This is a genomic window from Cryobacterium sp. CG_9.6 (genome assembly GCF_029893365.1).
Classification (GTDB): Bacteria; Actinomycetota; Actinomycetes; order Actinomycetales; family Microbacteriaceae; genus Cryobacterium.
Genome location: NZ_JARXUZ010000001.1, coordinates 2553092 through 2567302, shown reverse-complemented (window position 1 = coordinate 2567302; position 14211 = coordinate 2553092). Strand labels below are relative to the sequence as shown.

The window sequence follows — 14211 nt, the reverse complement described above, 5'->3', positions numbered from 1 at the left end:
GGTGCCCGTTGACGTGCTGGTGTCCGTGGTGATGGTGTCGGTCACAGAATTCCTCCTACGGCCTTGGTCAGGGCCTGGTCGAGATCGTAGATGATGTCCTCCACGTCTTCAATGCCCACGCTGATGCGAACGAGGCCCGGCAGCGCGCCGGCGGACACGAGCTGTTCTTCGGTGAGCTGCGCGTGTGTGGTTGACGCGGGGTGAATCACCAGCGTCTTTGCGTCACCAATGTTCGCCAGATGACTGGCGAGGTCAACCGCTTCAATGAAGGTTCGACCGTTGTCCCGGCCACCCTTCACTCCGAAGCTGAACACCGAACCCGGGTCCTTCGGGAGATACTTCTTGGCCCGTTCATGGTGTGGGTGGCCCGGGAGTCCGGCCCAGTTCACGTAGTCGATGCGCGGGTCGGCATCGAGCCACTCGGCCACGACGCGCGCATTGTTGATGTGCGCCTGCATGCGGTACGGCAGGGTTTCAACGCCCTGTGCGAGCAGGAAGGCCGAATGCGGAGCAAGCGTGGGACCGATGTCTCGAAGCTGTTCCGAACGCAGGCGGGTGAGAAACGCGTACTCCCCAAAGTTCCCCGACCATTCCAGCCCGCCATAGCTCGGCACGGGTTCGTTGAACAGCGGAAACTTGTCGCTGTCCCAGTTGAAGCGCCCGCTCTCCACGACGACGCCACCGAGCGTGGTGCCGTGCCCACCCAAAAACTTCGTTGCCGAGTGGATGACGATGTCGGCGCCCCATTCGATGGGGCGGCATAGATACGGCGTCGCAATGGTGGAATCGATGATGAGCGGAATTCCGGCGGCGTGAGCCACGGCAGCCAGTCCCTCGATGTCGGCGACCTCGCCGGAGGGGTTTGCCACGGTCTCGGAAAAGATGAACTTGGTCTTGTCGGTGATCGCAGCCGCATAGTCGGCCGGATCGGCACTCTGCACGAAGGTCGTGTCTACACCGAAACGGCGCAGTGTCACGTCAAGTTGCGTGATGGAGCCACCGTAGAGGTTGGCGCTGGAGACGATGTGGTCGCCCGAACCCACGAGGCTCGCGAACGTGATGTACTGCGCGGCGAGTCCACTGGCCGTCGCCACGGCGCCGAGTCCACCCTCGAGGCTTGCAACCCGCTCTTCGAACGCGGCCACCGTGGGGTTTGCGACGCGGGAGTAGATGTTGCCGTACTTTTGCAGCGCAAAGCGGGCCGCGGCATCCGCTGTGTCATCAAAGACGAATGCACTGGTTTGGTAAATGGGGAGCGCACGCGCACCCGTTACCGCGTCGGGGATGTTGCCCGCGTGAATTGCACGCGTTGAGAAGCCATACTCGCGATCTGCCATGCCTTCACGCTACCGGGCCGTACGCTCTGACGGCGACGTGCACGTAACCTTGCGCAACCCGTTCGGTGTCGTGGCATGAGAGGCGCGTGCGGTTGTCGGGCGTCTGGGGGTGTGAGAACCTGAGAGGAAGGTCTTTTCAGACCTCCGGACGAGGGACCAGTACCCGGCACGCGACAAGACTGGCCAGTGGAGTCGTTGATGTCCTGGATTATTCTGATCATCTCCGGAATTCTGGAGGCCGTGTGGGCAACAGCCCTCGGCAGGTCCGAAGGGTTCACCCGCCTGTGGCCGTCAGTGGTCTTTGGGGGTGCCATTCTGCTCAGCATGGGTGGACTTGCGTTTGCCATGCGGGATATTCCCATTGGCACGGCCTACGCGGTGTGGGTGGGAATCGGAGCTGCGTTGACGGTCACCTGGGCGATGGTCTTTGGCGGTGAGCCCACGTCGATCCTGAAGATTTTGCTGATTCTGGGGCTGATCGGCTGCGTGATCGGTCTCAAGCTCGTCGACGACAGTCACTAGCAAGCGCTCGTCACGAGCACGTCACGGCCACGAGATCAGGCGAGCTGCACCGCACCCAGCGCCAGAATGGCGATGAGGGTCCACGACAGCAGGCCTACGAGCAGGGCGCGCCAGCCGGTGCGTAGCAGCGGGACAAGACGCACCGCGGCGCCCAGAGCAAATAGCGCCATGGCCAGGAGTGCATTCTGCACGCTGTCTGCTGCGCTGAGCAGCCCCACGGGGAGCGCAACGGCACTGTTCAGAAGAACGGCTGCGAGAAACCCCGCGACGAAAAGCGGCATGATCGGCGGTCGGCTGCGAAGGCCGATCGTGGCGATGCCGCCCGGCACCGGACGTCGCCGCTCCACAACCGACGCGACCGCCACAATCGGGGCGAGCATGAGCACGCGGGTGACCTTGATCACCACGGCGAGGGACAGCGCGGCCGATCCGGCGATTTGAGCAGTGGCCACGACCTGACCCACATCATGTACTCCGGCACCAACCCACTGGCCAAACTGCAGGGCACTCAGCCCCAGCGGATGCCACAGTGCCGGCAGCACGGCGATGGCCAACGTTCCGCAAAGGGTCACGAGCGCTATCGAGGTGGCGGTGTCGTCATCCTTCGCTTTGACGACGCCGCTCATCGCTCCGATGGCGGAGGCACCACAGATGGAAAATCCGGTGGCGATGAGCAGGGGCTGATCCCCGGGAAGTCTGAAGAGGCGGCCGAGCCAGAGAGTGCCCGCAAAAGTCAGCAGCACGATTGCCACGGTGGAGCCCACCGTGAGCCAGCCGAGATCAGCAATGTCACCGAGGCTGAGCTTGAGTCCCAGCAGCACAATGCCGAGGCGCATAAAGCGGGTTCTGGCCAGTGACAGTCCCGGTGCCAGCGTTCCGGTGAGCCAGACGCGGAATGCGGGAACTTGGCCCACTGCAATGCCGAGGACCACGGCCACCGTGAGGAGCGGGAGAGCGGGGACGAGGGCATGCACGCCCCAGGCCAGAAGAGCGGCGGCGGCCGCGACGAGCACGCCAGGCAGCCACATGAACCCCAGCCTACGTGTGCCGAGCAGTACCCCTCGGTGTGGAGACCAAAAAACCTCCCGGCCGCGTCACGCCGAGGCGATGTGCAACCGGGAGGCCGGGTGTGTTACGAAAGCAGAATTCGCTAGGACTTGTAGCGGAAACTGGCGATCATCGGGCAATCGAACGGATCCCGGGCAGCCAGACCCACGCGGTTCAGGTACTCGATGACGATGCCGTAGGACTCGAATACACCGGTTTCGGTGTACTTGATGTTGTGCGAGGTGCAGTATTCCTTGGTGATTTCCTGCGCCTTGCGGAGGTGCGGACGGGCCATGTTCGGGAACAGGTGGTGCTCAACCTGATAGTTGAGGCCGCCCATGTAGGTGTCGATGAACGTGCCACCACGAATGTTGCGTGACGTGAGCACCTGACGGCGCAGGAAGTCCACGCGGCTCTCGGCGGGCAGCTGCGGCATGCCCTTGTGGTTGGGAGCGAACGACGCGCCCATGTAGACACCAAAGACAGCGAGCTGCACGCCAATGAACGCGAACGCCAAGCCGAGCGGTAGGAAGAAGAAGATCACGGCAACGTAGAGCGTGATGCGAGTGACGAGCATGGAGATTTCGACCCAGCGCTTGTCGACCTTGTGGCGACCGAAGACGGTCTTGAAGCCCTGCACGTGAAGATTGAAGCCTTCGAACATTAGGAGTGGGAAGAACAGGTAGCCCTGCTTGCGCGTGACGAAGGAACCGAGCCAGCTCACCTTGGCGGCGTCCTCTTCACGGAACACGATGAAGTCCGGCTCGATGTCGGGGTCTTTCCCGATCACGTTCGGGTTAGCGTGGTGCCGGCTGTGCTTGGTCATCCACCAGGCGTAGCTGATGCCGACAAAAAGGTTTGCCAGAATGCGTCCGGCACGATCGTTGGCCTTACCGGACTGGAAGACCGCACGGTGAGACGCCTCATGGGCGAGGAAGGCAAACTGCGTGAAAATAATGCCCAGGGCCGCAGCGATCAGCAGCTGGTACCAGGTATCGCCGAGCAGTACAAAGCCGGTGACCGCGCCACCTGTTGCCACCACAAGGATCGAAAAAACCATCCAGTAGAAACCGGTACGTCGTCCGAGCAGACCCAGATTACGCACCGTATGAAGCAGAGACGAGTACTCACTCGTGGGGTTTTTGTTATCTCCACCCGGACGGGTCCGAATGATGCGGACCGCGGGTGCGGCAGTTGCTTCCGACATGAGGCCTTTGTTGGACGTAAGACTTCCCAGCCAGATGTGAGCAATTACTCGCGATTCAGATACTGGTCAGTCTAGGGTCGGGACCCCTCCCAATGCCAAGTTTTCACACAGTATTCTCAGTCAGTATATACCATTTCTGGAATATATCAAGCGAATTCATCGCCAACTGGACATCCACGTGTGAAGCTGCCAGAACGCGAACGACGTTTGCGTTCCCGTCCACAGCGGGTAAAAGAAAGCACTGATCAACAGCGCTAAAACGAGAAAAACAGTGACAAGACGGATGCCTGTTCGTCGGTCCGCTGCCTCCGGCGGCAGCCCGTGAGACACCGGCGAGAGTCCGAGAATCAGGCCAATCACGAACGTGAGACCCAAAATAAGGTAGGGCTCGAAGCTGATGGTGTAAAACTGGAAGACGGTTCGGTTGAGGTACATGAGCCAGGGAACGTAGCCGGCCACGATGCCCATCATGATGAGACCCACCTGCCATTCCCGGTACCGAGCCAGACGGTAGAGAAGGTAGAACAGGGCGGCCGTGGCGGCCCACCAGATGAGCGGATTGCCGAGGGATGTGATCGCCGCGGAGCAGGTGTCGCTCGCACACCCGTTCTCACCACGGCTGGTCCCGGCGTAGTACATGCTCGTGGGCCGGATCATAAAGAGCCAGGTGAGCGGGTTGGCCTGGTAGGGATGTGGCGTCACCAGACCCACATGGTACGTATAGGCGGAAACCTGGTAGTGCCAGAAACTCTGGACGGCATGCGGGATGAAGGCCAGCGGTCCGGTCCACGCTGCTCCAGCGGTATCTGCCCAGTCGCGATAGAAACCACCCCGGGTGACGAACCAGCCGGTCCACGACACCAGAAACGTGGCGATGGCGAGGGGAACCAGGAGTACGAAATTGGCGGGTGCCTGTTTCAGCACCGCCGCGCTGGCCCAGAACGCTACGCCGGCTCGGCGGCGAGCGAGGGCGTCAACAACCACGGTGTACACACCGAAGGCGGCCAGAAAGTAGATGCCAGACCATTTGACGCTGCTTGCCAGCCCGAACGCGAGTCCGGCGGCCAGAAGCCACGGGCGCCACCACAGGGTTGGCCCCCACTGCGGATCCAGCCCAGCCCGGCGCCGGCTATCAAGCCAGGCGCCTAATCGATGAGCGTGCCACTCTCGGTCGAGCAGGATTGCTCCGAATCCGAGGAGGGCAAAGAACATGATGTAGTTGTCGAGGAGGGCGACCCGGGACATCACGATCGCATGGCCGTCGATGGCGAGCAGAAACCCGGCGATGACGGCCAGGGTGAGAGACCGAAAAAGGGTGCGGGCGATCAGCATGAGGAGAATAACCGCGAGAACACCGACGATCACGGTGGAAATCCGCCAGCCCCAGCTGCTCGCGGGCCCCACGGCGGCCATACCGAGGCCGATGAGCCACTTACCGAGCGGGGGATGGACTACGAATGACGGATCGGTTGAGTAGATGTCGGTCTGGCCGCCGGCAAACAGCTCATCGGCACCGCTGGGCCACGTGGACTCATAACCGTTGTTGAACAGCGACCAGGCATCCTTCACGTAGAAAGTCTCATCAAAGACGAGCGAATGCGGGGTGCCGAGGTTCCAGAGTCGAAGAGTGGCCGCGAGCACGATGACAAGAATGGGGGCGGCCCACCGGACCCATCGAGAAGTTGCAAGCACGATGCCATCGTACCGAGCAGGTGCCAGACCCGGGAGATTGCGTCGCCCGGGAGATTGCGTGACCAGAGCGAAAGTGCCTGAGACAATAGAGGCATGATCATCCTCGCTGCCACACCGATCGGAAACCTCGGGGATGCCTCCAAGCGCCTGGTTGAGGCGCTCACCACAGCAACCGTCATCGCTTCCGAAGACACCCGAGTCACCATTCACCTGCTCAAGGCCCTCGGAATCGAAAACCGGCCGCGGCTCATCAGCCTGCACGACCACAACGAACGCGGCAAGGCGGCCGAACTGGTGGAGCTCGCTCGCGACACCGACCTGCTCGTGCTGAGCGATGCCGGCATGCCCACCGTTTCTGACCCCGGCTTTCACCTGGTGGATGCCGCTGTTGCTGCCGGAGTCGTGGTTTCTGCCCTGCCGGGGCCGTCGGCAGTGCTGACCGCCCTGGCGGTTTCTGGACTTCCCACGGACCGCTTCACATTCGAGGGATTTCTTCCGCGCAAGCACGGTGAACGAACCACGCTCTTTCGTGAGCTTGCCGCCGAGCGGCGCACCATGGTCTTCTTCGAGTCGCCTAACCGGCTAGCCGCGAGCCTCCTCGACCTGGCGGCAGTCTTCGGAGCCGAGCGACGGGTGGTGGTGTGCCGGGAGCTGACCAAGTTCTACGAAGAAGTGAAGCGCGGCACGGCCACGGAGCTCGCCGAGTGGGCCGCCGGCGGGGTCCGCGGCGAGATTTGCCTGGTCGTGGCCGGGGCCGAGGTGCGGGTGCTCAACCTGAGTGACGGCGTGGCCGAGGTCATCGCACTGGTGGCCAGCGGCATCCGTTTGAAGGACGCGACGGCCGACGTCTCAGCGGCCAGTGGCCTGAGCAAACGCGACCTGTACGAGGCCGCCCTGCAGCAGAAGGCACCCAAAACGGTGCGCTCTGAGCACTGAATTTCGCGTATTGCTTCACCGTAGTGTCGTCACACGGCGGGGGAGAGGGCCGCGCGCGCATAAGATGTGAGCATGTCCGACGGCTCTTCTTTCTACATCACCACGCCCATTTTCTACGTGAATGATGTCCCGCACATCGGGCACGCCTACACCGAGGTGGCGGCAGATGTCCTTGCTCGCTGGCACCGCCAGTCGGGCGACAACGCCTGGCTCCTCACCGGAACCGACGAGCACGGGCAAAAGATTCTGCGCACCGCCACGGCCAACGGCGTCACGCCCAAGCAGTGGGCCGACCGCCTGGTGGAGACGGCCTGGAAGCCACTGTTGGCCACCGTGAACATTGCCAATGACGACTTCATTCGCACGACCGACGAGCGCCACGAGGTGAACGCGCAGAAGTTTCTGCAGCATCTCCAGACCGAGGGCCACATCTACACCGGCGAGTACGAGGGCTACTACTGCGTGGGTTGTGAGGAATACAAGGCCACGGGCGATCTCGTGGATGGAACCGGCGAGGACGCCGGTGTTCTCGTGTGTGCCATCCACTCCAAGCCGGTCGAGCTCCTGCACGAGAAGAACTACTTCTTCAAGATGAGCGCCTTTGCCGATCGGCTCCTGGCCCTTTACGAGGAAAACCCCAACTTCGTTCAGCCGGAGTCAGCTCGGAACGAGGTCATCTCCTTCGTGAAGCGTGGGCTGAGCGACCTGTCAATTTCCCGTTCGAGCTTCGACTGGGGAATCAAGGTTCCCTGGGACGAGAGTCATGTCGTGTACGTGTGGTTTGACGCGCTGCTCAACTACATCACGGCCGCCGGGTACGGTCAGGACGACGAGGCGTTTGCCAGCCGCTGGCCGGCCACGCACATTGTGGGTAAAGACATTCTGCGTTTCCACGCGGTTATCTGGCCTGCAATGCTCATGGCCGCCGGCATCGAGGTGCCCAAGCAGGTCTTCGGCCACGGCTGGTTGCTTGTGGGCGGCGAGAAGATGAGCAAGTCCAAGCTCACCGGGATCGCGCCCAGCCAGATCACCGACACGTTCGGCTCCGACGCCTTCCGTTACTACTTCATGCGCGCCATCAGCTTTGGTCAGGATGGGTCCTTCTCGTGGGAGGACCTCTCGGCCAGGTACCAGTCCGAACTGGCGAACGGTTTTGGCAACCTGGCCTCCCGCGTCATTGCGATGGTGGTGCGGTACTGCGAGGGAACCGTGCCTGTGGGGGGTTCTCCGAGCGCGGCCGACCTCGCCATTCGGGCCACGGAACAGCGGGTGACGGATGCCGCGGCCGCGGCCGTCGATCGCCTGGCGATTCACGAGGCGGTCGCATCCGTCTGGGAGCTCGTCGACGAGCTGAACGGGTACATCACCCTGCAGGAGCCGTGGGCTCTGGCCAAGGACCCGGCCAGCCGTGAGCGCCTCGAAAACGTTCTGCACACGGCAGTGCGCGGTCTCGGCACGCTGGCCGTGCTGCTGTCCCCGGTCATCCCCATCGCTACCGGCACGCTCTGGACGGCGCTGGGTGGCACCGGCGCGCTCGCGGATCAGCGCATCGATCGTGCCTGGGAGTGGACCGGTGGCCAGCAGGTTTCTGCGCTCGAACCGCTTTTCCCGCGGATCGAGTCGACGGTTGGCTAGCGACACCGCAGCAGCGTCTGCGGGTAAAAAGCGACGCGATCTGAGCTACCCGCCGCTGCCCGAACCGCTCACGGTTCCCATTTACGACAACCACACCCACCTCGACCCCACCGTCAGCACGAGTGGCCGCATCACCGACGAGGAGACCCCGCTCAGCTACACCGAGCACCTGGACCGTGCGTCGAGTGTGGGTGTGCGCGGCGTTGTGCAGGTGGGTGGTGATCGGGTGACATCACGGTGGTCGGCCGAGACGGCACAGATCGAGCCGCGCATGCTGGCCGCGGTGGCCATTCACCCAAACGAGGCCCCGCGCTACGAGAGTGAAGGTACCCTCGACGACGCCATCGCCGAGATGAGCGATCTGGCCGGCTGGCCGCGTGTGGTGGCCGTCGGCGAAACGGGGCTGGACTTCTTTCGCACCGAGGAACCGGGTCATGCCACCCAGGTGCGGTCGTTCGAGGCGCACATCGAGATCGCCAAGGCGAACAACCTTGCTGTGCAGATCCATGACCGCAACGCCCACGCCGAGGTCATTGCCACGCTGCTGCGGGTGGGCGCCCCCGAACGCACGGTGTTTCACTGCTTCTCCGGTGACGCCGAGATGGCGCGCGTCTGCGCCGAAAATGGCTGGTACATGTCGTTCGCCGGAAACGTGACCTTCGGTAACGCACACGACCTCCGCGCCGCCCTCTCCGTCGCGCCCCGCAGCCTGCTGCTCGTCGAAACGGATGCCCCCTTCCTCACGCCCATGCCTCACCGCGGGCGTCCCAATGCCCCCTACCTCCTGCCCAACACGCTGCGGATGATGGCCCGCCACCTTGAAACGGATGTCTCGCTCCTGTCTGCCCAGATCACCTCTAACACCGAACTCGTCTACGGCCGCTGGGACGCGGAGCCGGTCACGGCCGCTTCCGATGCTGTTCTTCCCTCTGCCGCCCCGCTGGGCGGTCTGGCATGAGCCCCGAGCGCGCGGCGAACGTGGGCGACGAGACGCCTCGCGTTCCGCAGAAGCTTCTCGGGCCCGCCGAGATCCGCGACCTGGCGGAGATGCTGGGTGTGAACCCCACCAAGAAGCTGGGCCAGAACTTTGTTATTGATGGCAACACGGTGAGGCGCATTGTGCGGGTGGCCAGCGTCGCCAGCGGCGATGTCGTCGTGGAGGTGGGCCCGGGCCTCGGCTCACTCACCCTCGGTATTCTCGAGACCGGCGCGAGCGTCGTGGCCGTGGAGATTGACGATCGACTCGCCGAGCAACTGCCACTCACCGTGGAACTCATGCAGCCCGGTGCCCCGCTCACGGTGATCCGAGCGGATGCCCTGAAGATCACCGAACTTCCCGGCGACCCGACCCGGCTCGTGGCGAACCTGCCGTACAACGTGTCCGTTCCGGTGCTGCTCTACCTGCTCGAAAACTTCGCATCCGTTCGTGCGGGCGTGGTCATGGTGCAGGCCGAGGTGGGCGAGCGGCTCGCCGCGGCTCCCGGTAGCAAGATTTATGGCAGCCCGAGCGTCAAGGCCGCCTGGTACGGTGATTTTCGGACTGCGGGCAAGGTGAGCCGCCAGGTGTTCTGGCCGGTGCCCAATGTCGATTCCATCCTGATTGCGTTTGAACGCCGCGCCACCCCGCTCGAAAGCGAGGAGTTGCGCCTGGCAACCTTCGCTCTCGTGGACGCTGCTTTTCAACAGCGGCGCAAAATGATGCGCCAATCGCTGTCGGTTGTTTTGGGTGATTCCGCCGCGGCATCCGCTCTGCTGGAAAGTGCGGGGATCGACCCCACGACCCGTGGTGAGCAGCTGACGGTGCATGATTTTCTTGCCGTTGCGCGCGTCTGGGTCGACTCCCGTTCTGCCTGAACGGGCAGCGCCGCGTCGAACCCATGGTGCTCGCTGGGCTAGGTTAAGACCATGACGACGATCGCCGGCACCCAGGTTGTGCATGCACGAGCGCCGGGCAAGATCAACGTCTTTCTCAAGGTTGGTGCCGTGCGGGACGACGGCTATCACGAGCTCGCCACCGCCTTTCAGGCCGTGTCACTGACCGAAGAGGTGCGCGCCTATCCGGCGACGGATTTTTCCGTGACGTTTACCGGTTCCATTGACACCTCCGGGCTGGCGACAGACGGCACGAACCTGGCCATCAAGGCCGCACGGGCTCTGGCCCGCAAGGCCGGTTACCGCGGCGGAGTGCACCTCGAGATCGAGAAAAATGTGCCCATTGCGGGCGGTATGGGTGGCGGTTCAGCGGATGCCGCGGCCACCCTGCTCGCCTGCGACACCCTGTGGAATACGGCCGCCAGCAAAGACGAGCTGCTCGCCATCGGCGCCACACTCGGAGCCGATGTTCCGTTCGCGTTCACCGGCGGCACCGCGATCGGTACCGGTCGCGGCGATCAGCTGAGCCCGGCCCTGGCCAAGGGAAAATTCCAGTGGGTGCTGGCGCTGGCTGAGTTTGGTATGTCGACCCCGGCGGTGTACAGAGAACTCGATCGGCACCGGGACCGTCACGCCCAGGACATCTTCCCGGCCGAGGTCCAACCCACCGTGGACTCGAGTGTGCTGCTGGCTCTGCGTGCCGGAGATCCGCACATGCTGGCTGACGCGCTGCACAACGACCTGCAGGCGCCGGCCCTGCACCTCGCGCCCGGCCTCGGTAGTGTCATTCAGCTGGGTGAGGAAAACGGTGCTCTCGCCGGCATCATCTCTGGATCCGGGCCCACGGTGGCGTTTTTGGTAGCGGATGCCGACAGCGCGCTCGAGTTGCAGGTTGCCCTCTCCGCCTCCCGGCTCCGCGTCGTGCGTGCCACCGGACCGGTGCACGGAGCGCGCCTCATCAACGACTAGGCGGAGTGGGCCCAAACGTGCCGTAAACTCGGAACCTATGGCACATTTGCTCGGGGCTGAGTCCCTGCACCTCGAATTTCCCACCCGCGTCATCTTTGACAACGTCACCGCCGGCCTTAACGAGGGCGACCGTATCGGCGTTGTCGGACGCAACGGCGACGGTAAGTCCACCCTGATGCGGCTTTTGGCTGGTCGGATGGAGCCCGATGAGGGACGCGTGACCCGTCGTCGCGGCGTCACCATCGGCATGCTCGACCAGTCTGACGATCTCGCCTCGGGCCAGACCGTGGGCCACACCATCGTCGGTGGCATCGAGGAGCACGTCTGGGCGGGCGATTCCAAGGTGCGCGACGTTATTGGTGGCCTGGTGCGGGATATTCCCTGGGACGCCCTCGTCGATGACCTGTCCGGTGGCCAGCGCCGTCGAGTCGCCCTCGCCGCCGTGCTGATCGGCGACTATGACGTGATTTTTCTGGATGAGCCCACTAACCACCTCGATGTGGAGGGTATCTCCTGGCTTGCCGGACACCTGAAGACCCGGTGGGCCGCGCAGAGCGGTGGACTCGTGGTCGTCACCCACGACCGGTGGTTCCTCGACGAGGTGTGCAACATCACCTGGGAGGTGCACGACCGCGTCATCGAACCCTTCGAGGGCGGTTACGCCGCCTACATTCTTCAGCGCGTCGAGCGCGACCGTTCCAGCGCCGTCTCAGAGGCCAAGCGCCAGAACCTCATGAAGAAGGAACTGGCCTGGCTGCGCCGCGGTGCTCCGGCCCGCACCGCCAAGCCCAAGTTCCGTATTGAGGCCGCAAACGAACTGATCGAGAACGAGCCGCCGCCCCGCGATACCGTCTCGATGCAGTCGATGGCCATGCAACGCCTCGGCAAGGACGTCGTTGACCTCATCGATATCTCGGTGACCTTCCCGGTGAAGGGCGATGCTCACGCGGTCAAGACCGTGCTGAATGACATCACCTGGCGCATCGCTCCGGGGGAGCGCACCGGCATTATGGGTGTCAATGGTGCCGGCAAGAGCACCCTCCTCGGCCTCGTGGCCGGAACGCTTCAGCCCACAAGCGGTACGGTCAAGCGCGGCAAGACCATCAAGGTTGCCGTGCTCACCCAGCAGCTCTTCGAACTCGACGACATCGCGAACGACAAGGTGAGCGAGGTGATTGGGCGCCAGAAGTCCAGCTACATGGCTGCGGGCAAGGAAATCACGCCCGGCCAGATGCTGGAGCGCATGGGCTTCATGAGTGCGCAGCTGTCGACGCGGGTGAAAGACCTCTCCGGTGGTCAGAAGCGTCGCTTGCAGCTGCTCCTGATCGTGCTCGATGAGCCCAACGTTCTCATCCTCGACGAGCCCACTAACGACCTCGACACCGACATGCTCGCCGCCATGGAAGACCTGCTGGACTCCTTCCCGGGCACCCTGCTCGTTGTCTCGCACGACCGATACCTCATCGAGCGTGTGACGGACAACCAGTACGCCGTCATGGATGGGGCCTTCCGCCATCTTCCCGGTGGAGTGGACCAGTACCTCGAGGTGCGCCGCAAGGCCGTCGCGGGGCCGGCGTCGGGTTCTCCAGCGGATGCCGGCACTCCGGCCAAGAAGAAGTCCAACCTGGGCGGCGCCGAGCTGCGCAACGCGCAGAAGGAACTCGGTTCCATCGACCGCAAGGTCGTGAAACTGCAGGAGCGTATCGCACTCAAGCACGAGAAACTTGCTGCCCACGATCAGTCGGACTTCGCCGGTCTCACCGAGCTCGGAGTGAAGCTCACCGATTTGGAAAGCACCATCGCCACGCTGGAAACGCGCTGGGTCGAACTTACTGAGCTCATTGAGGGCTAATTCGCAGGTTCTGTGACGAAGTATGCCGCAGCGACCTGCGGAGCGTAGCTTCAGCGGATAACGTTGAAGTGTGCCTCGCAGAGCAGCGGCACAGATTCCCGAACATGACACCGGGTTGCTCTGTGCCCACATGTCGGATTCGCGAATCCGATCCTGTCGATACCGGCCCACGACGGCTGTATCGCTCCCTGCGGCGTGCGCGCATACACCCACAGCGATTAAGGATCTGCATCGTGACCACGAACCCCCGTTTCAAGAAGTCTCTTCTCGCCGCCCTCGCGGTGATTCCCCTCGCGGCCCTGCTGGCCGGATGCGCCGGTGCGGCTGGCGGTGATGATGTCGTCAAGATCGGCGTCGTCGGCGCGAGCGACCCGTACTGGGAGGTCTACACCGAGGCGGCTGCCGCCGAGGGCATCACGGTGGAGATCATCGACTTCTCGCAGTACCCCCAGCCCAACCCCGCACTGACCGCGGGCGAGCTCGACCTCAACCAGTTCCAGACCATCGCGTACCTCGCCGACTACAACGTATCCAGTAGCGAGGATCTCGCTGTCGTGGGTGCCACGGCCATCTACCCGCTCGCGCTGTACTCCAGCGAGTACGGCAGTGTCGAGGAGATCCAGCAGGGGGACACCGTTGCGGTTCCCAACGACCCGGCCAATATGGCCCGCGGGTTGCTGGTGCTGCAGTCGGCTGGCCTCATTACCCTCACCGACGGTGGATCGATCGCTTCCAGCCTTGACGACATCGATGCGTCCGCATCACGCGTGAAGGTCACTGCTCTGGAGGCTTCCCTCACGGCTAACTCCTTGCCCGATCTGGCCGGCGCCATCATCAACAACGACTTTGCCGAGAAAGCCGGGCTCAAGTTCTCGGATGCGATTGCTCAGGATGACCCCGCGGATCCCGCGTCCCTTCCGTACGTGAACGTCTTCGCCGCGCGCGCCGAGGACAAGGACAACGCCACGTTCACGAAGCTTGTCGAGATCTACCAGAACACGAAGTCCGTTCAGGATGGCGTGCTCGAGGTATCGGGTCAGACCGCCGTCATGCTCACCACTTCCGTCACCGACCTCGAGGAATCTCTCGCAACGGTCGAGGCCGAAACCAGGGCACAGAAGTAAGCATCCGCCTGGTCTGCC

General features: G+C 63.3%; 12 protein-coding genes and 1 riboswitch. Of the genes, 8 read left to right on the top strand and 4 right to left on the bottom strand.

The window, feature by feature from the left end:
• Positions 1-41: 41 nt before the first annotated feature.
• Positions 42-1337: an O-acetylhomoserine aminocarboxypropyltransferase/cysteine synthase gene (locus tag H4V99_RS11845; protein WP_280678523.1), complete on the bottom strand. Its 1296-nt coding sequence runs from the start codon at positions 1335-1337 to the stop codon at positions 42-44.
• Positions 1338-1461: 124 nt separating this feature from the next.
• A riboswitch (guanidine-III (ykkC-III) riboswitch) is annotated at positions 1462-1525 on the top strand.
• A 10-nt stretch (positions 1526-1535) separates the two neighbouring features.
• On the opposite strand from H4V99_RS11845, the gene H4V99_RS11840 reads away from it, so the two are divergent.
• A complete protein-coding gene (locus H4V99_RS11840; RefSeq protein WP_280678522.1) occupies positions 1536-1859 on the top strand; it encodes a multidrug efflux SMR transporter in 324 nt (107 codons plus the stop codon).
• A gap of 35 nt (positions 1860-1894) precedes the next feature.
• Here the strand turns inward: H4V99_RS11840 and H4V99_RS11835 are convergent, their stop codons facing one another.
• The 3 genes from H4V99_RS11835 to H4V99_RS11825 form a co-directional block, all read right to left on the bottom strand.
• Positions 1895-2887, bottom strand: a complete 993-nt coding sequence (locus H4V99_RS11835; RefSeq protein ID WP_280678520.1) for a putative sulfate exporter family transporter — start codon at positions 2885-2887, stop codon at positions 1895-1897.
• A 122-nt stretch (positions 2888-3009) separates the two neighbouring features.
• Complete coding sequence (locus tag H4V99_RS11830; protein ID WP_280678518.1) at positions 3010-4113, bottom strand: acyl-CoA desaturase; 1104 nt, start codon at positions 4111-4113, stop codon at positions 3010-3012.
• Positions 4114-4269: 156 nt separating this feature from the next.
• Positions 4270-5805 (bottom strand): phospholipid carrier-dependent glycosyltransferase, encoded by a 1536-nt coding sequence (locus H4V99_RS11825; RefSeq protein ID WP_280678516.1) that lies wholly within the window; start codon positions 5803-5805, stop codon positions 4270-4272.
• A 93-nt stretch (positions 5806-5898) separates the two neighbouring features.
• On the opposite strand from H4V99_RS11825, the gene rsmI reads away from it, so the two are divergent.
• The 7 genes from rsmI to H4V99_RS11790 all read left to right on the top strand — a co-directional run bounded on the left by rsmI (position 5899) and on the right by H4V99_RS11790 (position 14193).
• A complete protein-coding gene (gene rsmI, locus H4V99_RS11820; RefSeq protein WP_280678514.1) occupies positions 5899-6741 on the top strand; it encodes a 16S rRNA (cytidine(1402)-2'-O)-methyltransferase in 843 nt (280 codons plus the stop codon).
• Positions 6742-6813: 72 nt separating this feature from the next.
• Positions 6814-8376 (top strand): methionine--tRNA ligase, encoded by a 1563-nt coding sequence (gene metG / locus H4V99_RS11815; RefSeq protein WP_280678512.1) that lies wholly within the window; start codon positions 6814-6816, stop codon positions 8374-8376.
• On the top strand, positions 8369-9334 hold the full coding sequence (locus tag H4V99_RS11810) for a TatD family hydrolase (RefSeq protein ID WP_280678509.1): 966 nt from the start codon (positions 8369-8371) through the stop codon (positions 9332-9334). Before metG ends, H4V99_RS11810 begins: the two co-directional genes overlap by 8 nt.
• Positions 9331-10230: a 16S rRNA (adenine(1518)-N(6)/adenine(1519)-N(6))-dimethyltransferase RsmA gene (gene rsmA / locus H4V99_RS11805; protein ID WP_280678507.1), complete on the top strand. Its 900-nt coding sequence runs from the start codon at positions 9331-9333 to the stop codon at positions 10228-10230. Before H4V99_RS11810 ends, rsmA begins: the two co-directional genes overlap by 4 nt.
• Before the next feature lie 51 nt (positions 10231-10281).
• A complete protein-coding gene (locus H4V99_RS11800; RefSeq protein ID WP_280678505.1) occupies positions 10282-11217 on the top strand; it encodes a 4-(cytidine 5'-diphospho)-2-C-methyl-D-erythritol kinase in 936 nt (311 codons plus the stop codon).
• Between the two features lie 37 nt (positions 11218-11254).
• A complete protein-coding gene (locus H4V99_RS11795; protein ID WP_280678503.1) occupies positions 11255-13069 on the top strand; it encodes an ABC-F family ATP-binding cassette domain-containing protein in 1815 nt (604 codons plus the stop codon).
• A gap of 233 nt (positions 13070-13302) precedes the next feature.
• Positions 13303-14193: a MetQ/NlpA family ABC transporter substrate-binding protein gene (locus H4V99_RS11790; protein WP_280678501.1), complete on the top strand. Its 891-nt coding sequence runs from the start codon at positions 13303-13305 to the stop codon at positions 14191-14193.
• The last annotated feature ends 18 nt before the right edge of the window (positions 14194-14211 follow it).

What these genes read in the sequence shown, in the direction of transcription:
- H4V99_RS11835 (WP_280678520.1), bottom strand. Translation starts at nt 2,887, where the DNA reads ATGTGGCTGCCTGGCGTGCTCGTCGCGGCCGCCGCCGCTCTTCTGGCC.
- H4V99_RS11840 (WP_280678522.1), top strand. Translation starts at nt 1,536, where the DNA reads ATGTCCTGGATTATTCTGATCATCTCCGGAATTCTGGAGGCCGTGTGG.
- H4V99_RS11795 (WP_280678503.1), top strand. Translation starts at nt 11,255, where the DNA reads ATGGCACATTTGCTCGGGGCTGAGTCCCTGCACCTCGAATTTCCCACC.
- metG (WP_280678512.1), top strand. Translation starts at nt 6,814, where the DNA reads ATGTCCGACGGCTCTTCTTTCTACATCACCACGCCCATTTTCTACGTG.
- rsmA (WP_280678507.1), top strand. Translation starts at nt 9,331, where the DNA reads ATGAGCCCCGAGCGCGCGGCGAACGTGGGCGACGAGACGCCTCGCGTT.
- H4V99_RS11830 (WP_280678518.1), bottom strand. Translation starts at nt 4,113, where the DNA reads ATGTCGGAAGCAACTGCCGCACCCGCGGTCCGCATCATTCGGACCCGT.
- H4V99_RS11800 (WP_280678505.1), top strand. Translation starts at nt 10,282, where the DNA reads ATGACGACGATCGCCGGCACCCAGGTTGTGCATGCACGAGCGCCGGGC.
- rsmI (WP_280678514.1), top strand. Translation starts at nt 5,899, where the DNA reads ATGATCATCCTCGCTGCCACACCGATCGGAAACCTCGGGGATGCCTCC.
- H4V99_RS11845 (WP_280678523.1), bottom strand. Translation starts at nt 1,337, where the DNA reads ATGGCAGATCGCGAGTATGGCTTCTCAACGCGTGCAATTCACGCGGGC.